This window comes from Parasaccharibacter sp. TMW 2.1891, assembly GCF_023337675.1.
Classification (GTDB): Bacteria; Pseudomonadota; Alphaproteobacteria; order Acetobacterales; family Acetobacteraceae; genus Bombella; species Bombella apis.
Window position 1 is genome coordinate 179334 of record NZ_QORT01000002.1, and the last position, 23515, is coordinate 202848.

A 23515-nucleotide genomic window follows, 5' to 3' on the forward strand; every position below is an offset into this window, starting at 1 on the left:
CATGAGAGGGAATGTCAGATCCATGAGAAAAAAGGGATTCTCCCTGAGCAGGATCACCAATCTTGCCTCCTGCCTGATGACGGTGCTGCTGGCGTTGAATCTTCATTCCCTTGCGGCACAGATCAGCAGTTCTTCTGCCCAGACCGAGACAGCTCATGGAAAGTCGGGGGAGGCCGCCCCGCAGGGCAAGGCTGCAAAGGCGGTGCCTGCACCGCCGCCTGCGGGTGTGAAAGCGCCAGAGACAGTGCGGCCCAGCAGGCAGCGCCTGTTTCTGAACCACCTCCAGGGCTGGACGCCAGCCAATGGTCTTGCGGATGATGATCCTGCCACCGGGCAGGTTGATGAGGAACAGCCTGATTCCCGTGTCCGTCTGGCTGAACGGGGGCTGAATGACGACCTTGCCTCGCATCGGCAGGCCATGCAGGGAGAGGCGGAACGTTTCCAGCACCAGCAGAAGGCTCTCGAGCAGGAGCAGAAGGAGCTGGACGAAAAATTACAGGCACTGGGCCGGAATGCTTCCGAACTTTCTGCCCAGCAGGAGCAGCGCCGGCAGGATGTCGAGCAGAGCATTGCTCGGCTGGCCCATATCTATGAGCAGATGCCTCCACGTGATGCGGCGGCCATGTTCAATATTCTGGATATGCGGGTGCTGGTCCCTGTGGCCCAGCACATGATTCCCCGCCGGATTTCGGATGTTATTGGCAACATGCAGCCCGACCGTGCCAATATTCTTTCCCAGTATCTGGCGGGCATCCGCAAGCTCAGTCCCGATACGATCAACCGTATGAACAGTCCGATCGATTCCAACATCGCACCGTGAGGTTCGCTCCCTCCGTGATCATTGGGAGGGAGCTGTGATGTGTCTTACTGGCCCTGCATGCAGCCATCGGGTGCTGTGCCGGGGGGGAGAGGCTGTTTGAGGAAGGAGGCCAGAGCTACCGTGCTGTTGCAGTATCCGCCCATGGGCAGGGTAGCAATTTCCTCGAAGTAGTTATTTTCCGGCGTGGCCCCGTCTGTGTCATGGGGAGCCAGCCTGAAGAGGCTGACATGGGCTGTTGTTTCCGTTTTTGCGTAGGTTGAATCCCCCAGAGGCCGTTCCATGCGGATCATGAACAGGTTCCATCGTCCCTGTGCGCTCTGCACTGTGTAGAAACCAACGGTGGTCAGGGCATCTTCACCGTCATGTGGTGCATCTCTCAGGCTGTACTCCTTTCCCTGCGTGTCCCGGAAAGGCACGGCACAGAGAAGGGCTGCTTCGCGGGGGCAGGGTTCAAAGGCGAGATATTCGTTCCATGACCACGCATTGGCATTGTCGTGATAGAGCTTGAGAAGTTTCAGGACTTCCCCTTTCTGGATGGGAACCTGCGCTTCCGTGTCCAGCTTTATGGGAATGACCCGGACCGTATCACGGACATCCTGAATTGTGGACCCTGCACGGCCTGCGCCGGGCAGGAGCAGCAGCGCAAGGGCCAGAATGGTGCAGAGGGGTTTGGGGAGGCACTTTTTCTGTTTTTTCATGCTGGTCTCAAAAGATGGATTGGTGAAAGGCTGATCCCATATCGTAAAATTCTGAACAACATCAGGTCATAAAGCAGTTGTGATGGTGTTCTGCAGAAAATACGTCCGCACGATTTTACAGTTCCTCGGGGAGGTGTGCCAATTCAGCAATCTGAAGCTGTGGGATCATGACCGGAGTCATGTGATCTTACAGCTGTCGATAGTAAATAAAATACAGATTTACCCTTAAAACAGGTTAAGTTTTGATAGTTTATTCATTGTTTTCAAAAAAATGTCTTTTATTCCGTTAAAAATTTCATCATGTTTTGGGCATAATCAAGTCTAAACCATGCATTTGCATGGTCTTTTTTAGAATTCATGTCTTGAGTCTCTGTCATCAGCCAAGCCTTTGGTCATGTTGACGGAAGGAATGAAATTTCTAGAGGGATGGGACGTTTTCATGTTCAACTGGTTGTATAAGTCAGCCCCGTTCCGCGTGCAGGTACGGGTGGCAATGCTGGCCATCGAGCTCTATCTCGCCGTGCAGCTTCTCGTGGAGGGTGTCGGTTATGTTCAGAGTGGCATCTTCAGCCGTGTTTCCATCATCAATATGGCAACACTTCTCTTTGGGATGGTGCTTGTCTGGACCGTATGGTTTTTCCTTACCAAGGCCCTGACCGAACCCATTGAAAAGCTGACGGCAATGGGTATGGGCCTGAGCCGTGGTGAAAGTCCTGATCTCAGCCTGTATGAGAACAGGACAAACTGTGTTGGACGCGTTGGCCGGATGCTGGCCTCTTTCGCCCTGAGCCTCCAGGAGCAGAAGGCAGCAGAAAAGGCGCACAGCGAGGCTGTGAACAAGGCGCTGGAAACGACGGAAAAGCTCAAGGAGCGTGAGGCCCGCACACATGCCGTCGTGGAAGAGCTGAACCGTGTCATGCAGCTTCTGGCACAGGGCAATCTGTCCATCCGCATTACCAGTGCCCTGTTTGATGGTGAATTCGGTCCCGTGCGGGAGGCTTTCAATGAATCCCTGACAGGCCTTGGCGGCGCTTTGTCCGTCGTGGCGGAAAGCTCCAACATGATCGCCAACGGGGCCAGTGAAATCTCCACGGCATCAGATGATCTGGCAAAGCGTACGGAGCGTCAGGCCGCAAGCCTTGGCCAGGTAACGGCTTCTGTCAAATCGATCGCTTCCGGCTTCAAGGTCACGGCCAGCAACTGTTCCCATGCCAGCAGCGAGACCAAGGCAACGCTGGAAAAGGTCAAGACGGCCTCTAACGGGATGGAACAGACCAGCGTGGCGATGAACTCCATCAAGACCTCGTCTGATGATATCGTGCAGATCACACGCTCTGTCAGTGACATTGCGTTCAAGACCAACGTGCTGGCACTCAATGCCAGTGTGGAGGCGGCCCGTGCCGGTGAAGCCGGACGTGGTTTTGCCGTGGTCGCCAAGGAGGTCCAGTCCCTGGCAGAGCAGTCCGCCAAGGCGGCTGACATGATCCGTGACGTGCTGGAAACCGCCACAGCCCATGTGCAGGAGGGTGTCCGCCTTGTGGCCCGGACCAGCGGTCTGCTCAAGGATGTGGAAGAAGGGACGGAAGCTCTGGCGGATCGGGTGGAGGTTGTCTCCAAGGCGACTGAGGAACAGGCCCGCAGCCTGGCAGAAGTCTCCGATGCTGTGAGCAGCATGGATGGCATGACCCAGCAGAATGCGGCGATGGTCGAAGAATCCACGGCAGCCAGCCATAACCTGACCACCCAGACCGTCAAGCTGCGTCAGACACTGGCAACTTTCACCATTGGTTCCAGCCAGAGCCTGAAGCTTTCTCATGAGCGTCCGGCCCTTCCCAATGAGACAGCTGCCCAGACACAGCCGAAGAGCAGCACGCCAATGCTGAGCAGCCAGCGTGGTGAGATCCAGCAGGATGGCAAGATATTGCCGACCCACTCTGATGATGAAGCAGGCTGGGATCATTTCTGATGGCGGCGGCAGTACAGGAGGGAACCCCCCTCATTTCTCTGCCGCAGCGTCTGGATACCGGTGCGGCGGCAGGGCTGAAGGCTCTTCTGCTGGAGGAGATCGGAGCGGCAGAAGGGACGACGCCACTGCTGGATGCTTCCGGGGTCGATTATGTCGGGGGGCTGTGCCTTCAGCTCCTTCTGGCCAGCGGGCTGAAAGTTGGCCCGTGTTCTGACAAGGCAGCGGAAGCCTTCACGCTGTTTGGTGTCCAGCAGCAGCTTCTGGAATCGATGGATGAGAAGGAGAGCCGCCATGACGGATGAACCGAAGGTGAGAGTCCTGACGGTTGATGACTCCCGCACCATGCAGGGTGTCCTGCGCAAGGCCCTCAGTGAGGCCGGTTATGATGTCATCCAGGGGGGTGATGGTGTTGAAGGGCTGGAGGTGCTGCAGCAGGCGGACCCCATGCCGCAGGCCATCATCACGGACATCAACATGCCCCGGATGGACGGTTTCCAGTTCATCGAGGCGGTGCGGAAACTGGAGGCTTTCTCCAGTATTCCCATCATCTGCCTGACGACCGAAACGGATGAGGAGAAGAAGAACCGGGCCAGATCCCTCGGGGCTACGGGGTGGATAGCCAAGCCCTTCAATGCCGAGAAGCTCGTATGGGCCATCCGGCGGGTTACAGCGTAAGGGAGCGTGGATATGGGCGACGTCATGGATGATATTCTCAAGATATTCTTTGAGGAATGTGATGAGCTGCTCCCCGAGCTGGAAAGCGGGCTGGGTGAACTTTCTGCAGAGGAGTCCAGTCAGGAAACCATCAATGCCATTTTCCGGGCGGTACATTCCATCAAGGGTGGAGCGGCGTCCTTCGGTCTGGACCGTCTCGTCCGCTTTGCCCATGTCTATGAAAGTGCGTTGGATGGTCTGCGGTCCGGTCAGGTGGAACCGGACCCGGCCATCATCAAGACGTTCTTTCTGGCGATGGACCTTCTCAGTGATCTGGTGGCCGAGGCGAAACAGGCCGGGGATGAGGTTGATGGCGGGCGGATAGACGAGACTGTCCGCAAGCTGGAGGCGATCATCGGTCAAGGGGGGGATGCCCCCGCTGCTTCTGACGTGGGGGAAACCCCTGTTCCGGAAGATTTTACCCCCGTGACGGTAGATCTGGGTGGCTTCGATTTTGATGAGCCAGCCGAAGAGGGCGGTGAATCTTCCCGGCCGAAGCTGGTCGTGACCTTCCGGCCACAGGCTGAACTGTACAGCCGTGGCGATGACGCCCGGAATCTTCTGCTGGGGCTGAAGGAGCTGCTGCCGGCCGAAGATGCCGGGGCCATGGATGTAACCTGCAACACGCAGGACCTGCCCGTGCTGTCAGAGCTGGCGCCTGAGGAGGCTTGCCTGGGCTGGACGGTCCGTCTGCCGGAACCCCCGGGCGGCACGGCCGAGGATGATATCCAGGCCGTCTTCGACTGGGTTGGTGATGTCTGCGATTTTCAGATTGCCCGTGAGGAGCAGACTGACGATACGGTCGAGGCGGATGCTGTGGAAAGTCCGGCTGTCCAGGAGATGGCTCCGGCGGTTCCCGTGCCTGCCGAGACCGTGGAAAGTGAGGCACAGGCCGCCGCTCCTGCTGCTCCGGCAAAATCGGGGCGCAAGCGGGAGCAGAACGCTTCCATCCGTGTTGATATCGGGCGGATCGGCATGTTGATGGACATGGTCGGGGAGATGGTCATTGGCCAGGCCTCTCTTGAATCAGCCCTGACACGGGAGGGAGCCTTGTATGACCCGGAACTGCTCAAGCGGCTGGCTGTCATCAAGACACTGACACGGGATATTCAGGAAGCCGTCATGGCGATCCGTGCACAGCCTGTCCGCAACGTGTTCCAGCGGATGCAGCGTGTAGTGCGGGAGGCCAGCAGCCTGGCGGACAAGGATGTGGCGCTCGTGCTGGAAGGGGAGGAGACAGAGGTTGACCGGACCCTTATCGAAAACCTGACGGATCCGCTGACCCATATGCTGCGCAATGCGGTGGACCACGGGATTGAGACCCCGCAGGCCCGTCTTGCGGCAGGGAAACCGGCTCAGGGTACGATATGGCTCTCCGCCCGTCACCGTTCCGGGCGCATTCTCATCGAGATCAGGGATGATGGCGGTGGGATCAATACCCAGCGTGTCCTTCAGACAGCCATCAAACGGGGGATTGTCCCCTCCGGGGCATCGCTCGGGGAAAATGAGATCAACGAGCTGATCTTCGCTCCGGGCTTTTCCACCGCTGAAACCGTATCCGACCTTTCGGGGCGGGGTGTCGGGATGGATGTGGTCAAGCAGGCCATCCAGAATCTTGGTGGGCGTGTGAACATCAAGAGCACGCAGGGCAAGGGGACACTCTTCACCCTCAGCCTGCCGCTGACCCTCGCCGTGCTGGATGGGATGCTCATCGAGTGCCGTGGGTCCACCATGGTTGTGCCGGTATCATCCGTTGTGGAACTTGTCACGGTGCAGCTGAAGGATGATGTGTACACCATTCCGGATGGCAGTCATGTCGTTTCCGTGCGGGGGCGCTGCATCCCGCTGATCTATCTGGGAGACGAGCTGACCCTCCCGGAGGTTGAGAGTGTGCAGGAAGAGACCCATCACATGGGTCGCGCCGGGGAAGAGGGGCAGCTGATTGTCCTTGTCGTGGAGAACGAGGCTGGTGCCCGGGCAGCGCTGGTGGTGGATGGTGTCCGCGACCAGGCTCAGGTTGTCATCAAAAGCATCGAGAAGAATTACCGCCAGATCAAGGGTGTTTCGGCTGCAACCATTCTTGGGGATGGCAGCGTGTCTCTCATTCTTGATGTTTCAACACTGATTGTTTCCGCAACGAAACGTGTTGATACCCGCGCGCTGGAAGCCATCGCAGAGCGGGCAGCATAACAGGCAGGTCAGGAAAGAAAGTCATGGATCTTATGTCTCTGGAAGAAAAGAAACAGACAGACGGACAGGTGAACGGGGCTTCGGCCCTTCCCTCCGGGGGACGGGAGCAGATGATCATCTTCACCGTGGGGGACCAGCGATACTGCATTCCCATCCTGAGCATCAAGGAAATCAGGGAGTTCGAAGACCCGACCTACCTGCCGCATTGCCCTGCCTATGTGGAAGGGGCCATCAATATCCGCGGCAATATCGTAACGGTCGTCAATCTTGCCAACTATCTGGGGGCCGTGCCGGAGGCCGACAATGAGCGGCGTGTGGTCATCATCATTGAGGATGGCCAGAACCGTGCTACATGCGGGCTGCTTGTGGATAGTGTGATCGGCATCACGGAGATTGCCCTGGATGAGATACAGCCCATTTCCGTTGATGGTGGTGCAGCTGAGCTGAGTGGTCTTGTCAGCATTGGGGAGCGTGTCATCCGCATCCTGCGGCTGGATACTGTTCTGACCCGCCTGCTGGGAGATGGGGCCGTCGGTACGGCCGCAGGATGAGGGCAGGCCGATGATGAACATGGAGCCACAGGGCGGTTTCTCCTACTCGGAGGCTGATTTCCGGCGTGTGCAGGAGATCGCCCGGCAGGAAGCAGGAATTAGTCTGCCCATCTCCAAGCGCAGTCTCGTGTTTTCCCGTGTGTCCCGGCGCATCCGTGCTACCGGGCGGGCGTCCTTCCGTGATTATCTGGATTACGTCAGCATGAGGGAGGGGCAGGAGGAGCTGAAGGAGCTCATCTGTGTTCTGACAACCAATGTGACGCAGTTCTTCCGGGAGAAAAGTCATTTTGAACATCTGGAGACGCATGTCCTGCCCCAGCTGGGGCAGAAACTGCGTGCCGGAGGGCGGGGGCGTTTCTGGTCGGCAGCCTGTTCGACAGGGCAGGAGCCATGGAGCATGGCCATGTCCATAATGGCGGAGCTGCCGGATGCCTTGCGGATGGATCTCAAGATTCTGGCAACGGACATCAACCACGCAGTGGTGGAGACAGGGCGCATTGGCCAGTACCCCGGCGAGGAGGTGCAGAGTGTGCCGCAGCGCTGGCGGGATGCCTACATGGAACCCGTGGAGATGGCGCAGTTCAGCATGGCACGGGAGATACGGCGCCTTGTCACGTTCCGGCAGCTCAACCTGAATCGGGACTGGCCTTTCAAAGGTCAGTTTGATGTCATTTTCTGCCGGAATGTCGTGATCTATTTCGATGACGAAACCCGCAATGCCTTGTGGAAGCGGCTTGCCGAACGGCTGGTGCCGGGCGGATTTCTCTATGTGGGTCATTCCGAGCGGGTGGACTGCATCAGGGAGTGCCATCTCGAGGCTGTGGCGCCGACAATCTACATGAAAAAGGGTTGAGGCCATGAAAGAACGGGTCAAGGTTCTTGTAGTGGATGATTCAAGAACCGCCAGAGAGCTGATAAGGCGCTCTTTTCTCAAATATCCCGAGATTGATGTCATTGGCATGGCATCGAACCCCATCGAGGCACGGGACCTCATCATCGCCGACCAGCCTGATGTCATCACGCTGGATATCGAGATGCCGGGCATGAACGGGCTCCAGTTTCTGGAAAAGATCATGCGGCTGCGGCCGATCCCGGTGGTGATGGTGTCCAGCATGACCACACGGGGGGCCAATACGGCCATCACGGCTCTCCAGATGGGAGCTTTTGAATGTTTTCCCAAGCAGGGCGGGGCCGGGGAAGCCTTTGCCGGGTTGGGGCAGATCGTGCTGGAAGCCGCCCGCTATCAGCCCGGCCACCGGCAGGCGACCCCGGGCCCCCGGCCTGTACGGACAGAGCCTGTCGCAGGCAGCGGTACGGCGTCGTGGCGGACACCGTTCGATGTGGTGGGGATTGGCTCTTCCACCGGTGGGGTGGAAGCTGTTGAAGAGGTGATAAAAGACTTCCCGGCCAAGAGTCCGCCCATCGTCATATGCCAGCATATGCCTTCGCTTTATACGTCCAGTTTTGCTGCCCGTCTGGATAGCCTGATCCCGCAGCTTTCCGTTGCCGAGGCGCAGGATGGGGAGATGCTGGCTCCCGGCATGGTCCGTATTGCTCCCGGTGGGGAGGCCCATCTCGTGCTGGAGGGACATGCCCCACGGCTTTTCACAAGGTTGCGGTCTGGGGAGCCTGTTGGTGGTCATCGGCCATCGGTGGACAGGCTCTTCCATTCCATTGCCCAGACGGCAGGCAGGACCTCACTGGGGATCATCCTGACAGGCATGGGGCAGGATGGTGCAGAAGGGTTGCTGGCCATGCGGCGGGCCGGGGCACGGACCATAGGGCAGGACAGAGCCTCCTCGGTCGTCTATGGTATGCCTCGTGTCGCTGCCGAGCTGGGAGCCGTGGAAAAGGTTGGCTCCCTGATGGACATTCCCGGCCTGGCCATGGGCCTGCACTAGGAAAGATGAACGCCTGACGTGGCGTTCCTGATGTCAGGCCATCCTGACAAAGAGTGATTATCAGAAGGCAGAAAGGTTCATAAATGCCGTCCGCATCTCAGATTCGCGCTTTAATTGTAGATGATCAGGCCTCCATCCGGCAGGTTCTGGCCAGCCACATGGCGGCGCTCGGCTTCAAAGGGGTCGTGCAGCGTAAGGATGGAAAGGAGGCTCTGGAATATCTGGAGGCCAACTCCATCCATCTCGTGATTTCAGATTTCAACATGCCGGGCATGGATGGGCTGGCCCTGCTGGAGGCCGTGCGCTCCAACCCGAAGACGGCCAAACTGGCGTTCATCATTCTGACAGGTGAGGCAAATGCCGGGCTGGTGCAGAAGGCCGTTGCGGCGGGGGTCAACAATTTTCTGGCCAAGCCCTATACGGTCGCCAAGCTGAAGGAAACCCTGGAGAAAGTTTTCGGGCCTATCAGGTGACGGACCTGCTGAAGATCACGACTGTTATCCAGGGCGAAATCGCCATTTCGGATGACCCCGGCGTGGTGTTCGGCACGTTGCTGGGGTCGTGCATTTCAGTCTGCATGTATGATCTTCAGGCAGGGGTAGGGGGTATGAACCATTTCCTTCTGCCCGGAGAGGACTGCATGGGGAGCATGGATGCAGCTGCCTATCTGTATGGGGTAAACGCCATGAAAGGGCTGGAAACCGGGCTCATGAAGGCAGGGGGCGTGCGGGAGCGTTTCCAGTGCAAGGCGTTTGGTGGAGCGGCCGTGCTGTCCATTGCCAGTGACATTGGTCAGGAGAATGTCGGTTTTCTTCTGGATTATTTCCGGCGGGAGGAGATCCGCTGTGTGTCTTACAGTTTTGGTGGCAACCAGGTGCGGCGTATCCGTTTCTGGCCAACGACAGGAAAAGTTCTTCAGAACCTGTGCTGACCGGCGACCGGTCGTGATGATGGGAGAGGCCGGTATGGAGAGAGAAAGATGATGCCCAAAGATACAGGAACCCAGCCTGTCGGGGAGGCAGACAGCATAAGGGCCTCGGTGCTGATGAAGAGGCTGGGGGCCATTCTGGATGATGTCTGTGGTCGGCTCTCGGATGTTCAGGATGTCGTTTCAGATTATGTCGGCACGGGAGAGCTGGATGCCGGGCAGATGGAACGGCTCCAGAGTCTTGATGCCCTGACACAGGAGGTTGAAGCCGTCCGTACCGTGCTGGAGCAGGTGGAACAGGCGGCTCCGGAGATCGGCAATCCCCGTTATGGGATGGGTACCGTTCTGGCGGGTGTAAAGCTTTCGCAGATAAGGGATATGCTGCGGTATGGCCAGACGGCGGACCTGAAAGAAGACAGGGGCAATTTTACCTTGTTCTGACCCTGACCTATGTTCTATGTGCCAAGTAGGGCAAGGTTATCCGGTGTGGTACCGCAAGCTGTGGCTGGCCGCATCGGAGCATCTGGAGAGAGCTGATGGCAGGGAGGGAACAGGGGGCGAATCTTATTGGCGTCATTGCCGAAACCGCCCGGGGTGCCGTTTTTCAGCCGCATGGCCACGTTGCGGGGCCGGCCAGACGTTTTCTGGCCGGGTATCATGAATCCGCAGGGCTTGTGGGGATGGGTGTACAGATGCTCCCTGTCCTTCTCGAGGGGCAATGGCCATTTCCCGGCACGGGCGGGCTGGGGCAGGAGAAACGGTGTCTTGTCGGCCAGGGAGATGGCAGCGGCAATGACAGTGTCTATGATTCGATCCTGCGTCATCACCCTCCCCTGGTGCGGGAGGTGGATGAGATTGTCATTTCTTTCATCCCTGCCAGCATGTTCCAGCGTTGTTCCATAGGAGAAGCGTTGAACATCGGGCGGCTGGCAGCCTGTTTTGACCTTGCTTCATGGTTTGTGGATACCTTGCCCGGCCAGACCAGCAGCGGCTTTTATGAGCTGACGAAGCTGGATGTCAAAGCGCTTTCCCTGGGTGTCTGGGTCAATGTTCTGGTGACGTGGCTGTACGGAATGGACGTCCTGTCAGCCCGGGCGTTGCAGAAGATGCGTCTGGCCATCTGTGGCATCGTCATGGAAAATCTGGCACTGCTGAAGCTTGGCCCTTCAGCCCCGGCCTGTAGCAGTACGGCGGTTCTGCCAAAGAAATGTCTGGTGGAGGCCTATATGGGGCTGTACCCTGGCATGATGGGCAGGGTGGCGCGCATGCTTGCCTTCTGTCCGGAGGAACATATCCTCAAGACAGCCGGCTGTCCCGAGCGGGTGTGCCGTGATGTGCTCAGCAGGTCACTTGATTTCTTTCAGAGCAAGCAGGCTGTATGAGCTACTTTTTTTCGTCAGATTTTCCCTATAAGAAGTGACGGGGCCACTTTTGCGGTGTGTTTTGTGCAATCGGGCCAGTTGTTGGGGAGAAGTGGGAATATGGCAGCGTTTTCCATGCTGACTATTCTGCGTATTTTTTTAAACAGGTCCCGTGTGGGGGCCTGCTCTGTTCTGCTGCCATCCGTGGCGGCAATGTCTTTTGGGGCTTCGCCTTCGATGGCCGCTGATGGCAGCCGGGCAGGTCAGCCTCTGCTCTATTCGGCCCAGGGTGCCCTGTCTCATGCCATGCAGACACCTGCCGTCGTAAAGCAGACAGAGAAAGCACCAGAGCGACAGGTCATCCTTACACGGGACGGAAAACCTGTCCAGCAGGTATCCGTGGTGCAGAAACCGAAGGTAGTGGATGCCGAGAAGACGGCGGCCCATTATATCCATGACATGGGGTTGCGGCGTCGGCCATATTCCAATTATCCGACGGAAGAATTCGGTGTGTTCGGTGAGAACGGGCGTGAGCTGCTCGAGCGCGTGAACATTCCTTTGCATGAAGGGGATCCGACCAATAATGATGGGCCGCCGCTGCCCCGGCCAGAAGCACTCTTCCAGAAAATGCGTTGGAATGAGTGGCTGCGGGACCGTGGTGTGGTCGTCCTGCTGGACAACACCAACGAATTTGCTGGTGCCATCACCTCTCCGAGGAAAGGGCTGGGGTTGAGGCAGGGGTCCTCCAATACGGGGCAGTATGGTTTCGAGAATGACATTGACTGGTACAAGCTGGCCGGGATCCCCGGGTTCCAGACCCATGTCATCGGTGTAGGCCGTTACGGTATTCCAGCCAGCAGGATGTTTGGCGACAATGTGAACCCCAGCCAGGAAATCTATGGTGGTGGTGGTAACGTGGCGTTCCATCTCGTCTATTTCTACGGGGAAGAGACTCTCTGGGGTGGACGGCTGAATATCGCGGCAGGCCGCATGTCCATGGATTCGGACTTCGCCATCAGCCCGATCTACTGTAACTTCATGAACAACGCTTTCTGCGGAAACCCCAAGGCCGTTACGGATACGTACACACGGTCATCCTATCCGGGGTCAAGCTGGGGGGCCCGTATTCGTGGCCGTCCTACAGACAGTACCTACATCCAGGTCGGTGTCTATTTCCCCGAGCGCGGTATTTATGGCGTGCAGCAGAATCGCAGCGGGTTCAAGTTCAATGGCGGGACCATCAGCGGGGTCGTGACCCCGATCGAGGTTGGCTGGGAGCCTGAGTTTGGTAAACAGCAGCTGCCGGGTCACTACAAATTTGGGTTCTCCCCGGATACGTCCGACCATTATCTTGGTGTGTATAGTCCTCCCAATCGGCGCAATGCATGGCGGACCCGGATGACCATTCCCAACTGCCCGACCTGTCAGGGGGTGGGCGATGAGGTTCCCGGTACGGGTATCCGTCGTAATTTCAACTGGAGCATGTGGTTCCTCGCGGACCAGATGATCATGAAGAACAAGACACAGGACACGCCAGAAGGGGGACTGGTGGCCTTCTTTGATGCATACTGGAACAAGCCAGCCACAGCCATGCGTGGCAAGCTGTATGCATTCGGTCTTGTGGATACGGGCTTCTGGCCAGCCCGCCCGCTGGATACGGTGGGTGTTTCCTTCTCCTATACCGGTTCCAGCAGCTATACCCGTGCTGCGCAGCGGTTCCAGGTGGATCATGGGATGGCTCCAGAGGGGGCGACCGCCTATTATGCGAGTGGCGGGGCGCCGCTCCTGTGGGGGTCTTATGGTGTGCAGCGCTGGGGCAGCACGCTGGAGGCCACCTACCGCATCCATGTCATGCGGGGTGTGACCTTTGCGCCGGATTTCCAGTATTACTTCCATCCGGGGATGCAGCGTGTCCTGAAGGACGCCGCCATGCTGGGCTTCAAGTCCCACATTCAGCTCTTCTGATGACGCTTCCTGCTTCCCGATGCAAAGGGGAAGCAGGAGGTTCGGGCCCCTTTCCAGCCACAGGCCGGAAAGGGGTTTTTTTATGGGCTTACTGGTTGGATGGAGGAGGCTGAGGCGTAGGGTCCGTGCGGGTCATGGCTTTGCCACGGACGAGCCAGTAAGCGGCGGAGAGTGACAGAACAGCGGCTGAAAGCGCCAGAAGTTCACGGACATTCACGCCATTCAGGTCCAGCACGATGAACTTGCGTACGGCTGCCATCATGCCGATGAGCAGGACGGACCTCATGCGGATCATTCCCTGTGATTCCGAACCGGGAAGAACGAGGATGGAGTGGCGGAATTCCAAGGCGATCAGGACGGTGAAGAACAGCCCGAAGACTTCCTGCAATATGGCAGGCTCCGTGGGGCTGAGGCCGGCATGGATGATGAGCTTTGCCACTGCCACCACGACATGCAGCAGCCCCAGGCAGGCCACCAGCGTGATGCAGATGGACAGGATCAACATGGCCGCTCCTTCAAACATGTCGAACAGGCGGGACAGTGTGACGAAGCCGGGCAGGGTGTTTTTCATGGAGTAGGGGATGCCTTTGATGTGGGGATGGATAATGTTGTGCTGCTTTTACTTCATTCTGATGGGAGGGAGAAAGGTAGGTGCGGCAGGACGCTTCCGCCTCCTCTGGCATGATTATGCCGACGGGGCGTCTGCCTGTGCGTCGCGGGGGGCCCGGTTTCGTGTCGGGTAGGGGACGGAAAGCAGCGTCTTACATACTACATGCGTCAGGCATGAAGCACTGGGGAACGGCCTATTTTCAGGGAAAATCGTGGTGCCGGATGAGAGATTCGAACTCCCGGCCTTCGGTTTACAAAACCGCTGCACTACCACTGTGCTAATCCGGCAACGGGGGCGTACATCTCATTTTTCCCTCCAGAAATCAAGTGGAAAATCAGGGGAGTGGGGAAAAAATCCCGGCCAGGAAACAGCCGGGCAGGTCAGCGGCCCGTGGTGGCGGGCTCCTGGTACTGCATGAGATGGGCTGGGGGCGCAAGGACAGGGCCATCCTGTACAAAGCCATAGCCATCAGAAGAAAGGCCACGATGGCCAATGGCCTGGTTGGGTCTGTTAAAGCCCCCCATGCTGAGCAGGGAGAGCACAAGGCCTGTCAGGAGGAAGAAACGGGGATGGCAGAAAGTCGGCATGGGCTTCCGTGGGTTGGTCAAAGAGGTGGGCAGGATCGCCGGTCAGCACGAAGAGGGAAACAGTCTATCCTTCAGGGTGCGGGCAATGGCTCTGTAAGCCTGTGATGCAGGATGATCCGGGTCACGCAGGACAAGAGGGGTTCCTTCATCAGCACTGCATCTTATATCCCGCAGCAGGGGAATTTCCCCAAGGAAAGGAATGTTGAGGGCCTCGGCTTCCTTGCGGGCCCCACCATGGCCGAAGAGGTCAGTTCGTTCCTGACAGTGCGGGCAGCAGAAATAGGACATGTTCTCGATCAGCCCCAGCACGGGCGTTTCGGTCTTCTCAAACAGCGTGACACCCCGGCGGGCATCGAGCAGGGCAATGTCCTGCGGGGTGGAGACGATGACGGCCCCACCGGCCTTCAGCTTGTCCGAGAGTTTGCGGGTCAGGGTCAGCTGGGCATCTCCGGTGCCGGGTGGCAGATCGACCACCAGTACATCCAGCGCCCCCCAGGACACATCACTCATGAGCTGGGTCAGGGCGCCCATGACCATGGGACCACGCCAGATCATGGCCTGTTCCTTGTCAACCAGATAGCCGATGGACATCGTCTCCATGCCCCAGCGTTCCAGTGGGCGCAGCCTGCCATTCTCGACAACAGGTTTCTGGGTTTCACCCAGCATGTGGGGAAGAGAGGGGCCGTAAATGTCAGCATCCAGCAGGCCGGTCCGAAGGTCCAGTCGGGCCAGGCTGCATGCCAGATTGACGGCTGTGGTGGACTTCCCCACGCCTCCCTTGCCGGACGCCACGGCAATGACGGCCCGCACATCGGGCAAGCAGGCTTCCGGGGGGGCGGAGCGGCCTGTGGGTCGCTTCCCGAGGGCCAGAGGCCGGTGCCCGCTTTCTGCACCGGCCTTGCGGGGGGCGGGGCCTGCCGGGCGATGAGCTGTGAGGGACAGGGTCAGACTGCTGACGGCGGGGTGCTGCCTGAGCCTGTCCTCCAGTGTCGTCTGAGCGTCCTGGAGGAACGCCGCACCTTTAGCTGTTGTCCGCAGAATGAGGTGGAGATGGCCCTTTTCCAGTGTCAGGGCTTCTATGCTGGTCTGATGTGCAGGCTCTTCTGCTGTGAGAAAGTCGGAGATGAGGTCTTTCAGGGAAGAGATGTCGGTGGCTGTCATGGGGCAGGACCTCTCATGCAACGCCCCTCATGAGGCAAAAAAACACAAACTTGCAGGCTGGAAGGATGACGTCCGGTCCGCCGTGGAGTAGATTCTACAGCATGAGCCGATTCATGTCTTCTTCTCTTCTGTCTTCCTCCCGCATGAGGGTGGCCCGCTGGCTGTCCTGTTTCGTGCTTTCTGGTATTCTTGGCCAGTCCGGTGGAGCCTGGGCGCAGGATGCTGTGCCGATGCCGACCCTGCCGGGGGAAGAGCTGCCGCAGGGGGGGAGCGTGACAACCCGTGCTGCGCATGAGGCGGCCATGATGCCCGGTTTTGCGGCACTGGTGGAGCGGCTCCTGCCTGCTGTGGTGAATATTTCCGTCTCCAGCGTGATCCACCCTGATGAACAGCAGCCGGACGGGCCGGATGGCAGTACACCGTCCGGGCCGCAATCATCCCCTTTCCCGCCAGGGTCACCGCTCGAGAAGTTTTTCCATGATTATCTCCACCGCCGTCATGCCGATGGGCACCCTGCCCGTCAGGTACAGGCGCTGGGGTCCGGCTTCATCATCGATCCTTCTGGCGTGGTGGTGACGAACAATCACGTCATTGACAATGCCCAGCAGGTGAGCGTGACCCTGTCGGATGGGACGGAATATCCGGCACGGATTGTCGGGCGGGACAGCAAGGAGGACCTTGCCGTCCTTCAGGTGAAGGCAGACCGGCCCCTGCCGTCCGTCCCGCTGGGGCATAGTGACGATGCCCGCATCGGAGACTGGGTGCTGGCCATCGGCAATCCGTTCGGTCTGAGTGGCACGGTGACAGCTGGCATCATTTCGTCCCGCAAGCGGAATGTCGATCACGGTTTGTATGACGACTTCATCCAGACGGACGCAGCCATCAATCACGGTAATTCAGGTGGCCCGCTCTTCAATCTGAAGGGTGAGGTCATCGGGATCAATACGTTGATTTATGGCGGGTCTGGTGGGGATTCCATCGGTATCGGCTTTGCCATTCCTTCGGATGATGCCCGAGGCATCATCAACCAGTTGCGGCAGACAGGCCATGTCCGGCGTGGCTGGTTGGGTGTGCGCTATCAGGATGTCACCCGCAACATGGCAGAAGACCTTGATTTCTGGAAAGCGGATGTGCCCGGAAAAGAACGGGGAACGGGGGCCATCGTTGCCGAGGTCAGCAAGGATGGGCCGGCCCGGAAGGCAGGTTTGCAGGTTGGGGACATTCTGACAGCCCTGAATGGTCAGCCGGTGACAGGCCAGACCCTGCCCCGGCTCGTGGCGGGGTATCAACCGGGAGAGACGGTGCATTTCACCTTTTGGCGGCGTGGCAGCTATCAGACGCTGGATCTGACCCTGGGGCGCAACCCCGATGAGAAGGATCCCCTTCCTTCCGACACGCACCCGCCGGAACATCCGGTAAAGACCCTGAAAGAACTGGGGGTGAAGCTGGGCGTGGTCGATGAAGCGGCCCGGACGCAGTATGGCCTGACTGACAGCCAGAGGGGTGTGCTGGTGATGCGTGTCTATGAGGGTAGCCCCGCTGCCAGCCGTGGGTTGACGGAAGGAAATCTGGTGCTTCAGGTCGGGCAGCAGGAGGTCAATACACCGGAGGCCCTGCAGGCTGCGCTGGACCGTGCCCGTGAGCTGAAGCGGACGGATATTCTTCTGTTGGTGCAGGATGGTGAGGGGCTGCGCTGGGTGGCTGTGCCATTGGGGGGACAGCAACTACAGCCGTGATGGGGCAGACCCGCCTTACAGGCCGCGGTCCCGCTTTATCTGGTCCCATGCGGCATTGATGCGGGCCACACGCTCCTGTGCTGCTTTCCGTTGAGCATCGCTCATGGGGCGCTGGGCAAGACGGTCCGGGTGATGTTCACGGATCAGCACACGCCAGCGTGTCCGCACTTCGCCATCCGTTGCCGTTGCACTGATGCCCAGCACACGATAGCACTCTGCCGTTGATGATGTGGAGGCAGCCCGGGGCTGGCCGTCCTCGGCCCGCTCCCAGGCCCGTTCTGAAAGGCGGAAGGCTTTGTGCGTCCGGCGGAGATAGTCCATTTCTGCCGGATGCAGCGGGGCCCCGGCAGGCAGGTCTGCCTTGGCAATGCGGAAGAGGACGCTGAGCAGTGTTTCCAGCGGCTCCGGCTTGTCGGTAAAGGCACGCCCCAGCTCACGGGCATAAAGTTCGAAATCGTCCGTCCGGTTCCGGGCCCGATCAAAAAGCAGGCCAACCTCTTTCTGGTTGTCTTCAGGGAACCGGAAGGCCGTCTTGAAGGCTTCAATCTCGGCCCGGTTCACGGGGCCATCGATTTTGGCCAGCTTGGCGGAGAGCGTGACGACACCAAGGCCGTAGAGCTGATCCGTCTTTCCCAGCAGGGCAGAGAGTTTTGCGGCGGTGAAGAAGGCGGCATTATGCGGGTCGGGCTGCCCCCGTGCGGGGAAACGGTCGCCCCATGTGCCGGAGAGCGGGGTCAACAGTCTATCCGTATCGCTCATATGGCCCAGAATGGCCCCGAGAAGACCGCCGACCGGCCCCCCGGCGGCAAAACCGGCAATACCACCAAACATTTTCCCCCAGAAAGCCATCGATGCCCTCCCTGTTCACATGGTTGTAAACTCTATCACGGGGACAGGGGAGGGCGGAACAGGAATATGCGGTCTTTCCAAGACGGGTCACACGGGGGCTGACGGGGCCTGGTTCAGGGCAAAGCGTAGTGCCGTGAGGCGAAGCAGGGAGGCCAGCGTCTGTTCCGGGGGGCGATGCCTGTCCAGCCGGGCGATGAAGGCTGCCAGGGCAAGCTGTTCGGCACGGGCCATGGTCTCCAGAACCTGCCAGAATTCGGCTTCCAGAGCGATGGAGGTTCTGTGCCCGTACAGGCTGAGGCTGCGCTTCTGCAACTGTGGTGGGGGTGGAGGAGGAGCGTGCATGGGGGAAGTGTGGCAGCTGGCATTGTGTGTGGAAAGGGATTTTCTTGTCAGCTCCGGCGCAGGCCGCCATCATGAGGCATGAGATTCTTTTGTCCTGCTGTTTTTGCCCTTTTTGTCTTTCTTGCTGGCCAGACAGGTCGGGTGTCTGCTGACCCGGTGGCGGCCCCGCCTTCCGTGGCGACCCTGTTCGAAAGGGTGAAGACCGACCCTGTCCGGCTGGAGCTGTTCCTTAGGGCCTTCCCCAAGGGAGCGGACCTGCACAACCATCTTTCCGGGGCGGTCTATGCCGAGAGTTTCCTCAAATGGGCAGCGGGGGATGGCCTCTGCGTTTCGCTGAAGGAGCGGACCATTCTGGCCAGTCATTGCCCAAAGCCGGGGGAGGGGCAGGTTCCGGCAGATGGTCTGCCAGGGAATGAAACCGGCTGGAATGAGATGGTCAATGCGTTGTCCATGCGCAATTTCATTCCTACGGAACATGACCGCTCCGGCCATGATCATTTCTTTGCGACCTTTCTGCGGTTCATGGTGGTGGAGCCAAGGCATCAGGGGGACATGCTGGCCGAGGCTGCCGAGCGGGCTGCCCGTGACAATGTGCAGTATCTGGAATTGCAGATCGCTCCCATTACCTTTGATGCATTGGGGGAGATGATGAAGGCTGCTGCCCTGCCTCCCTTGAGGACGGAAGCTGATTTCAGTCGGGCTTATGAGGCTCTGAAGCCCGCCCTGGGGCGGATGGCAGCCCTGTCCCATGTGGCCATTGATGAGATGGAGGCCCGTGCCCGAACCATCATGAAGTGCGGCACAGCGCAGGCTTCCGCAGGGTGTGGGGTGACGGTGCGCTATCAGTATTCCGCCCTGCGGACATTTCCGGCACCGTTTGTCTGGGTACAGCTCGTGGCGGCGTATGAGAGTGCCCGCCAGGATACCCGGCTGGTCGGCGTCAACATCGTGGCGCCGGAAGATGATCCGGTGGCCCTGCGGGACTATGACCTGCACATGCAGATGTTCCATACTCTGAACCGGCTGTATCCGGGGACGAATCTGAGCCTTCATGCGGGGGAGGTGACACCGTCTCTCGTGCCGCTGGGCGATCTGGACCATCATATCCGGGCGGCGATTGACGTGGCGGGGGCCAAGCGGATCGGCCATGGTGTGGATGTTCTGTGGGAGCATGACCCGGCCTCTCTGCTGGAAGAGATGGCACGGCGCTCCATTCTGGTGGAGATCAATCTGACCAGCAATGATGAGATTCTGGGTATCAGGGATGGGCGGCATCCTTTTTCGCTTTACAGGCAGGCCGGTGTGCCCGTGGCGCTCTCGACAGATGATGAAGGTGTGTCCCGTAGCGATCTGACGCAGGAATACATGCGGGCCGTATTGGCCTACCATCTGGATTATCCGACACTTGTCCAGCTGTCCCGTACGGGGCTGGAATATGGGTTCATGCCGGGGCAGAGCCTCTGGGCCGGGCATCATCTGGGGCAGGCTGTGCCGGCCTGTTCGGGCATGGTGCCGGGTGGAAGCGCCGCTCCAGCCTGTGAACGGTTTCTGAAGGACAATATGAAGGCACGGCTGCAATGGCAGCTGGAGGCCCGTTTTCAGGCTTTCGGGCAGGATGTGATGAAGAATCCCCTGCTGCGGTCCGTGCCCTGAGACAGGCCGGAGAGAACGATGGGAAGGAAAGGCATGTGATGAGACAGGCAGTGAAGGCGGGCTGGATGTATGGTCTTGGTCTTCTGGTCGGGCTGGTGGCAGCGGGGGTGGGGTCTGCCCGTCCGGCACAGGCTGTCCCGCTGGAGGTACACGTCGTGGTGGTGACAACCTTCGAGCTGGGGCAGGATAGTGGCGACATGCCGGGAGAGTTCCAGCACTGGGTGGAACAGTACCCGCTGGAACAAACACTGCCTGCACCGGGGACGGAGCACGGTGTCCTTCGCTATAATGCGAAAGACCATGTGCTTGGGCTGGTCAGTGGTGAGGGACCGGGCCATATGGCAGCGGCCATTACCGCTCTGGCGCTGGACCCCCGGTTTGACCTCCGCCATGCCTATTTCGTTCTGGCAGGGATTGCCGGTGTGAATCCCAATAAGGGCAGCATCGGGTCTGCCGCCTGGGCGCTGCATGTCGTGAATGGCGGGGCAGCCCATCTGATTGATTCACGTGAAATTCCGTCCGATTGGCCGGATGGTTTTACGCCGTTGCAGGGCCATGTACCGGATGAGCAGCCACGGCCACCGCTCCATTCCATCGCTGGGGACATGGCCTATACGTTGCGACCTTCCCTTGTGCGCTGGGCTTATGAAAGGACACGCCATATCGCTCTGCCGGACAATGAAAAACTTCAGGCCCATCGTCGGGCCTATCAGGGTTTCCCCGAGGCACTGAAGCCGCCGCATGTGATGATGGGTGATACGATCTCCGGTGAGACATACTGGCTTGGAGCGCTCATGAACCGGTGGGCGGAACGCTGGGTCGCTTACTGGACGGACCATCAGGGCGAGATGGTCACGACGGCAGAGGAGGACATTGGCCTCTGTCAGGCACTGGCGTTGCAGGCCAGAGCAGGACGTGTGGATGACCGGCGCCTCCTCATCCTGCGGACGACCAGCAATTTCGACATGCCGCCCAACGGCGTGGCACCGGCCACCATGCTGGCCAATGCAGCGCATGAGGAAAGCCTGCCGGGCCTTTATGCCTCCACCAGTGCGGCCTATCAGGTGGCCAGCCCAATCGTGCGGGAGCTGGCCACCCATTGGGGGAGCTATGAAGGACAGGTGCCCTGAAGGAACGACCTAGCCCTGCTGGTAGCGGAGCATGGGCCATTCATCCTCGCTCCAGTCGCCCCTGGCCCAGTTCCGGCGGAGCTGGGTGGCGGTCTGTTCCAGCGTTCCTGCCACGATGGCGGCCCGTATCTGGCGCATGAGCCGCTGATAATAGGCGAGATTGTGGAGGGTCAGGAGCATCGGCCCGAGCATCTCGTTGGCCCGGAAGAGGTGGTGCAGATAGGCCCGGCTGTACCGGCCTGCCATCGGGCTGTCATCTTCGGGGGAGATGGGGCGGGTGTCCTCGGCGAAGCGGGCATTGCGGAGATTCAGCGTGCCCCGCTCCGTATAGGCCCGGGCAGTACGGCCTGCACGGGACGGCATGACGCAGTCGAACATGTCGCAGCCCCGCATGACGGCACCCAGCAGGTCATCTGGCGTGCCGACGCCCATCAGATAGCGGGGCTGGTCCTCGGGCAGCATGGGAGTCGTGTAATCCAGCGTGGAGAACATCAGCTCCTGCCCTTCGCCTACGGCAAGCCCCCCGATGGCGTAGCCCTCGAAGCCGATCTCCCGCAGGGCAAGGGCGGAGCGTTCCCGCAGGTCCTGCTCCGTGCCGCCCTGCACGATGCCGAACTGCCCATAGCCGGGGCGGGCGATGAAGGCTTCACGGGAGCGGGCGGCCCATCGCATGGACCGCTCCATGGAGGCTTCCAGCACGTCCTTCGTGGCGGGCAGGGCCGGACATTCATCAAAGGCCATGGTGATGGTGGCATCCAGTTTGTACTGGATGTCCGTCGAGCTTTCAGGCGTCAGACGGTGGGAGCTGCCATCAATGTGGGAACGGAAGGTGACGCCATCCTCATCCATCTTCCGCAGCGGCCCCAGAGACATGACTTGGAATCCGCCGGAATCTGTCAGGATGGGGCCGGGCCAGTCCATCATGCGGTGCAGCCCGCCGAGACGCTGGACCCGCTCGGCCGTGGGGCGCAGCATGAGGTGATAGGTGTTGCCCAGCACGATGCCCGCCCCGGTGGCCCGCACATTGTCCATCGTGATGCCCTTGACGGTCCCGACGGTTCCGACCGGCATGAAGGTCGGTGTCGGTACGCTGCCATGACGGGTATGCAGCCAGCCTGCCCGGGCCCGCCCACACTGGGCGTCTTTCTGCCAGTGCATGCGGTCGGATGGGGTAAGGTTGGGGCGGGTGGAGTCGGTCGTCATGGGGCTCGTTCCAGAAGGCAGGCATCACCGTAGGAATAGAAGCGCAGCCCTTCGGCAATGGCGTGATGATAGGCATGGCGCATGGTCTCCGTACCGGCAAAGGCACAGACCAGCATGAAAAGGGTGGAGCGGGGCAGGTGGAAGTTGGTCAGCAGGGCGTCCACCGCCCGGAAGCGGTAGCCCGGCCGGATGAAGATGGAGGTTTCGCCTGTCCATGGATGAACGATACCCTGTTCATCCGCCGCACTTTCCAGCAGGCGCAGGCTGGTGGTGCCTACGGCGACGACACGGCCGCCATTGGCACGGGTCTCGTTGATGAGACGGGCCGTTTCCTCATCAATATGGCCCCATTCCGCATGCATTTTATGTTCGGCAATGGTGCTGCGGACGGGCAGGAACGTCCCGGCTCCGACATGCAGGGTGAGGGTCTGTTTTTGTATGCCTCTGGCCGCAAGGGCCTCCAGCAGTTCTTCCGTGAAATGCAGTCCCGCTGTCGGTGCTGCCACGGCCCCACGAAAGCGGGAGAAAATGGTGCGGTAGTCGCTGTTGTCGGCTTCAGTCGGACCATTGGGGCGGGCAATGTAAGGCGGCAGGGCCAGGGCGGCCCGGCGTTCCAGAAAGTCATCGAACTCATCGCCTTCGACCGAGAAGCGGAGGGTCACGGCCCCATCGCCCTCATTGGTCCGGACGTCCGCCGTGACGGGATCATCCTCGAAGTGGAGCCGGTCACCGGGGCGGAGCTTGCGGGCATTGCGGGCGAGGGCATGCCACTGCCCTTCCGGCAGGATGCGGTCCAGCGTGATGCCGATTTTTGCGTCACCCCGTCGGGCCTCCATTTTTGCCCGGATGACTTCCGTATCATTGGCGACGAGCAGGTCGCCTTCCTTCAGCAGTTCGGGAAGATTGCGGATGCGATGGAGGGAGAGGGTTGCATCATCAGTTCCTGCAAGGGCCGGTGGGACGACATGCAGGAGCTGTGCCATGTCACGGGGGCGGGCAGGTTCTGTGGCGATATGGTCACGAGGGAGCGTGAAATCGAAGAGGGAGAGGTCGTCAGTCATTCCGGGGACATGGTTGGAGAAACAGGCCAGTCAGCGAAAAGGGGGCTTATGGCCCCCTCCACGTTGCTGATCCGTTGTGAATGGAGAGA

The 23515-nt window shown here is 59.7% G+C and carries 24 protein-coding genes and 1 tRNA gene; 16 read left to right on the top strand and 9 right to left on the bottom strand.

Annotation, left to right across the window (positions count from 1 at the left end):
• Positions 1 to 22: 22 nt before the first annotated feature.
• Positions 23 to 820: a MotE family protein gene (locus tag DTJ15_RS06320; RefSeq protein ID WP_081562775.1), complete on the top strand. Its 798-nt coding sequence runs from the start codon at positions 23 to 25 to the stop codon at positions 818 to 820.
• 44 nt (positions 821 to 864) lie between these two features.
• On the opposite strand, the gene DTJ15_RS06325 is transcribed toward DTJ15_RS06320, so the two are convergent.
• On the bottom strand, positions 865 to 1518 hold the full coding sequence (locus DTJ15_RS06325) for a hypothetical protein (protein ID WP_154981160.1): 654 nt from the start codon (positions 1516 to 1518) through the stop codon (positions 865 to 867).
• A 439-nt stretch (positions 1519 to 1957) separates the two neighbouring features.
• Between DTJ15_RS06325 and DTJ15_RS06330 the strand changes: the two genes are divergently transcribed.
• The 12 genes from DTJ15_RS06330 to DTJ15_RS06385 all read left to right on the top strand — a co-directional run bounded on the left by DTJ15_RS06330 (position 1958) and on the right by DTJ15_RS06385 (position 13094).
• Positions 1958 to 3484 carry a methyl-accepting chemotaxis protein gene (locus DTJ15_RS06330; protein ID WP_043558218.1) on the top strand — a complete coding sequence of 509 codons (1527 nt, stop codon included), beginning with the start codon at positions 1958 to 1960 and terminating at the stop codon, positions 3482 to 3484.
• Positions 3484 to 3786 (top strand): hypothetical protein, encoded by a 303-nt coding sequence (locus DTJ15_RS06335; RefSeq protein WP_192848422.1) that lies wholly within the window; start codon positions 3484 to 3486, stop codon positions 3784 to 3786. The genes DTJ15_RS06330 and DTJ15_RS06335 overlap by 1 nt, the downstream gene beginning before the upstream one ends.
• Complete coding sequence (locus tag DTJ15_RS06340; protein ID WP_043558224.1) at positions 3776 to 4159, top strand: response regulator; 384 nt, start codon at positions 3776 to 3778, stop codon at positions 4157 to 4159. Before DTJ15_RS06335 ends, DTJ15_RS06340 begins: the two co-directional genes overlap by 11 nt.
• 12 nt (positions 4160 to 4171) lie before the next feature.
• On the top strand, positions 4172 to 6388 hold the full coding sequence (locus DTJ15_RS06345; RefSeq protein WP_081562773.1) for a chemotaxis protein CheA: 2217 nt from the start codon (positions 4172 to 4174) through the stop codon (positions 6386 to 6388).
• 23 nt (positions 6389 to 6411) lie between these two features.
• Positions 6412 to 6939 carry a chemotaxis protein CheW gene (locus DTJ15_RS06350; RefSeq protein ID WP_227431512.1) on the top strand — a complete coding sequence of 176 codons (528 nt, stop codon included), beginning with the start codon at positions 6412 to 6414 and terminating at the stop codon, positions 6937 to 6939.
• A 10-nt stretch (positions 6940 to 6949) separates the two neighbouring features.
• The gene (locus tag DTJ15_RS06355; RefSeq protein WP_043558227.1) at positions 6950 to 7792 is read left to right on the top strand and encodes a protein-glutamate O-methyltransferase CheR; all 843 of its coding nucleotides are present in this window, start codon (positions 6950 to 6952) and stop codon (positions 7790 to 7792) included.
• Positions 7793 to 7796: 4 nt separating this feature from the next.
• Positions 7797 to 8840 carry a chemotaxis response regulator protein-glutamate methylesterase gene (locus DTJ15_RS06360; protein ID WP_043558228.1) on the top strand — a complete coding sequence of 348 codons (1044 nt, stop codon included), beginning with the start codon at positions 7797 to 7799 and terminating at the stop codon, positions 8838 to 8840.
• An 83-nt stretch (positions 8841 to 8923) separates the two neighbouring features.
• Positions 8924 to 9313 (top strand): response regulator, encoded by a 390-nt coding sequence (locus DTJ15_RS06365; protein WP_249109667.1) that lies wholly within the window; start codon positions 8924 to 8926, stop codon positions 9311 to 9313.
• Positions 9310 to 9771, top strand: a complete 462-nt coding sequence (locus tag DTJ15_RS06370) for a chemotaxis protein CheD (RefSeq protein WP_043558235.1) — start codon at positions 9310 to 9312, stop codon at positions 9769 to 9771. The genes DTJ15_RS06365 and DTJ15_RS06370 overlap by 4 nt, the downstream gene beginning before the upstream one ends.
• Before the next feature lie 48 nt (positions 9772 to 9819).
• Positions 9820 to 10209: a hypothetical protein gene (locus DTJ15_RS06375; RefSeq protein WP_043558238.1), complete on the top strand. Its 390-nt coding sequence runs from the start codon at positions 9820 to 9822 to the stop codon at positions 10207 to 10209.
• A gap of 95 nt (positions 10210 to 10304) precedes the next feature.
• On the top strand, positions 10305 to 11150 hold the full coding sequence (locus DTJ15_RS06380) for a hypothetical protein (RefSeq protein WP_043558241.1): 846 nt from the start codon (positions 10305 to 10307) through the stop codon (positions 11148 to 11150).
• Between the two features lie 99 nt (positions 11151 to 11249).
• Positions 11250 to 13094 carry a carbohydrate porin gene (locus tag DTJ15_RS06385; protein ID WP_249109668.1) on the top strand — a complete coding sequence of 615 codons (1845 nt, stop codon included), beginning with the start codon at positions 11250 to 11252 and terminating at the stop codon, positions 13092 to 13094.
• 88 nt (positions 13095 to 13182) lie between these two features.
• Here DTJ15_RS06385 and DTJ15_RS06390 read toward each other — a convergent pair whose 3' ends face one another.
• From DTJ15_RS06390 to DTJ15_RS06405, 4 genes are all read right to left on the bottom strand, one after another.
• A complete protein-coding gene (locus DTJ15_RS06390) occupies positions 13183 to 13665 on the bottom strand; it encodes a phosphate-starvation-inducible PsiE family protein (RefSeq protein ID WP_249109669.1) in 483 nt (160 codons plus the stop codon).
• 251 nt (positions 13666 to 13916) lie between these two features.
• Positions 13917 to 13991, bottom strand: a tRNA-Thr gene (locus tag DTJ15_RS06395).
• Positions 13992 to 14084: 93 nt separating this feature from the next.
• A complete protein-coding gene (locus DTJ15_RS06400) occupies positions 14085 to 14291 on the bottom strand; it encodes a hypothetical protein (protein ID WP_249109670.1) in 207 nt (68 codons plus the stop codon).
• A 42-nt stretch (positions 14292 to 14333) separates the two neighbouring features.
• The gene (locus DTJ15_RS06405; RefSeq protein WP_249109672.1) at positions 14334 to 15452 is read right to left on the bottom strand and encodes an Mrp/NBP35 family ATP-binding protein; all 1119 of its coding nucleotides are present in this window, start codon (positions 15450 to 15452) and stop codon (positions 14334 to 14336) included.
• A gap of 143 nt (positions 15453 to 15595) precedes the next feature.
• Here DTJ15_RS06405 and DTJ15_RS06410 point away from each other — a divergent pair, with 143 nt between their 5' ends.
• On the top strand, positions 15596 to 17188 hold the full coding sequence (locus DTJ15_RS06410) for a Do family serine endopeptidase (protein ID WP_408902174.1): 1593 nt from the start codon (positions 15596 to 15598) through the stop codon (positions 17186 to 17188).
• 15 nt (positions 17189 to 17203) lie between these two features.
• On the opposite strand, the gene DTJ15_RS06415 is transcribed toward DTJ15_RS06410, so the two are convergent.
• Both DTJ15_RS06415 and DTJ15_RS06420 read right to left on the bottom strand, forming a co-directional pair.
• Positions 17204 to 18037 carry a TerB family tellurite resistance protein gene (locus DTJ15_RS06415; RefSeq protein ID WP_249109676.1) on the bottom strand — a complete coding sequence of 278 codons (834 nt, stop codon included), beginning with the start codon at positions 18035 to 18037 and terminating at the stop codon, positions 17204 to 17206.
• Positions 18038 to 18124: 87 nt separating this feature from the next.
• Entirely contained in the window at positions 18125 to 18379 is a 255-nt protein-coding gene (locus DTJ15_RS06420; protein ID WP_043558252.1) for a ribbon-helix-helix domain-containing protein, read from the bottom strand.
• Positions 18380 to 18457: 78 nt separating this feature from the next.
• Here DTJ15_RS06420 and DTJ15_RS06425 point away from each other — a divergent pair, with 78 nt between their 5' ends.
• Complete coding sequence (locus DTJ15_RS06425; protein ID WP_249109678.1) at positions 18458 to 20032, top strand: adenosine deaminase; 1575 nt, start codon at positions 18458 to 18460, stop codon at positions 20030 to 20032.
• A 38-nt stretch (positions 20033 to 20070) separates the two neighbouring features.
• Positions 20071 to 21162, top strand: a complete 1092-nt coding sequence (locus DTJ15_RS06430) for a purine nucleoside permease (RefSeq protein ID WP_408902173.1) — start codon at positions 20071 to 20073, stop codon at positions 21160 to 21162.
• Between the two features lie 9 nt (positions 21163 to 21171).
• Here DTJ15_RS06430 and tgt read toward each other — a convergent pair whose 3' ends face one another.
• Positions 21172 to 22320, bottom strand: coding sequence for a tRNA guanosine(34) transglycosylase Tgt (tgt, locus tag DTJ15_RS06435; protein WP_249109728.1), 1149 nt, complete (start codon positions 22318 to 22320; stop codon positions 21172 to 21174).
• A gap of 41 nt (positions 22321 to 22361) precedes the next feature.
• Positions 22362 to 23426 carry a tRNA preQ1(34) S-adenosylmethionine ribosyltransferase-isomerase QueA gene (gene queA / locus DTJ15_RS06440; RefSeq protein ID WP_249109680.1) on the bottom strand — a complete coding sequence of 355 codons (1065 nt, stop codon included), beginning with the start codon at positions 23424 to 23426 and terminating at the stop codon, positions 22362 to 22364.
• Between the last annotated feature and the right edge of the window lie 89 nt (positions 23427 to 23515).

What these genes read in the sequence shown, in the direction of transcription:
- DTJ15_RS06425 (WP_249109678.1), top strand. Translation starts at nt 18,458, where the DNA reads ATGAGATTCTTTTGTCCTGCTGTTTTTGCCCTTTTTGTCTTTCTTGCT.
- DTJ15_RS06335 (WP_192848422.1), top strand. Translation starts at nt 3,484, where the DNA reads ATGGCGGCGGCAGTACAGGAGGGAACCCCCCTCATTTCTCTGCCGCAG.
- DTJ15_RS06365 (WP_249109667.1), top strand. Translation starts at nt 8,924, where the DNA reads ATGCCGTCCGCATCTCAGATTCGCGCTTTAATTGTAGATGATCAGGCC.
- DTJ15_RS06330 (WP_043558218.1), top strand. Translation starts at nt 1,958, where the DNA reads ATGTTCAACTGGTTGTATAAGTCAGCCCCGTTCCGCGTGCAGGTACGG.
- DTJ15_RS06320 (WP_081562775.1), top strand. Translation starts at nt 23, where the DNA reads ATGAGAAAAAAGGGATTCTCCCTGAGCAGGATCACCAATCTTGCCTCC.
- DTJ15_RS06420 (WP_043558252.1), bottom strand. Translation starts at nt 18,379, where the DNA reads ATGCACGCTCCTCCTCCACCCCCACCACAGTTGCAGAAGCGCAGCCTC.
- queA (WP_249109680.1), bottom strand. Translation starts at nt 23,426, where the DNA reads ATGACTGACGACCTCTCCCTCTTCGATTTCACGCTCCCTCGTGACCAT.
- DTJ15_RS06385 (WP_249109668.1), top strand. Translation starts at nt 11,250, where the DNA reads ATGGCAGCGTTTTCCATGCTGACTATTCTGCGTATTTTTTTAAACAGG.
- DTJ15_RS06325 (WP_154981160.1), bottom strand. Translation starts at nt 1,518, where the DNA reads ATGAAAAAACAGAAAAAGTGCCTCCCCAAACCCCTCTGCACCATTCTG.
- DTJ15_RS06390 (WP_249109669.1), bottom strand. Translation starts at nt 13,665, where the DNA reads ATGAAAAACACCCTGCCCGGCTTCGTCACACTGTCCCGCCTGTTCGAC.
- DTJ15_RS06415 (WP_249109676.1), bottom strand. Translation starts at nt 18,037, where the DNA reads ATGGCTTTCTGGGGGAAAATGTTTGGTGGTATTGCCGGTTTTGCCGCC.
- DTJ15_RS06360 (WP_043558228.1), top strand. Translation starts at nt 7,797, where the DNA reads ATGAAAGAACGGGTCAAGGTTCTTGTAGTGGATGATTCAAGAACCGCC.
- tgt (WP_249109728.1), bottom strand. Translation starts at nt 22,320, where the DNA reads ATGCACTGGCAGAAAGACGCCCAGTGTGGGCGGGCCCGGGCAGGCTGG.
- DTJ15_RS06380 (WP_043558241.1), top strand. Translation starts at nt 10,305, where the DNA reads ATGGCAGGGAGGGAACAGGGGGCGAATCTTATTGGCGTCATTGCCGAA.
- DTJ15_RS06340 (WP_043558224.1), top strand. Translation starts at nt 3,776, where the DNA reads ATGACGGATGAACCGAAGGTGAGAGTCCTGACGGTTGATGACTCCCGC.
- DTJ15_RS06430 (WP_408902173.1), top strand. Translation starts at nt 20,071, where the DNA reads ATGAGACAGGCAGTGAAGGCGGGCTGGATGTATGGTCTTGGTCTTCTG.
- DTJ15_RS06350 (WP_227431512.1), top strand. Translation starts at nt 6,412, where the DNA reads ATGGATCTTATGTCTCTGGAAGAAAAGAAACAGACAGACGGACAGGTG.
- DTJ15_RS06355 (WP_043558227.1), top strand. Translation starts at nt 6,950, where the DNA reads ATGATGAACATGGAGCCACAGGGCGGTTTCTCCTACTCGGAGGCTGAT.
- DTJ15_RS06375 (WP_043558238.1), top strand. Translation starts at nt 9,820, where the DNA reads ATGATGCCCAAAGATACAGGAACCCAGCCTGTCGGGGAGGCAGACAGC.
- DTJ15_RS06410 (WP_408902174.1), top strand. Translation starts at nt 15,596, where the DNA reads ATGAGGGTGGCCCGCTGGCTGTCCTGTTTCGTGCTTTCTGGTATTCTT.
- DTJ15_RS06345 (WP_081562773.1), top strand. Translation starts at nt 4,172, where the DNA reads ATGGGCGACGTCATGGATGATATTCTCAAGATATTCTTTGAGGAATGT.
- DTJ15_RS06405 (WP_249109672.1), bottom strand. Translation starts at nt 15,452, where the DNA reads ATGACAGCCACCGACATCTCTTCCCTGAAAGACCTCATCTCCGACTTT.
- DTJ15_RS06400 (WP_249109670.1), bottom strand. Translation starts at nt 14,291, where the DNA reads ATGCCGACTTTCTGCCATCCCCGTTTCTTCCTCCTGACAGGCCTTGTG.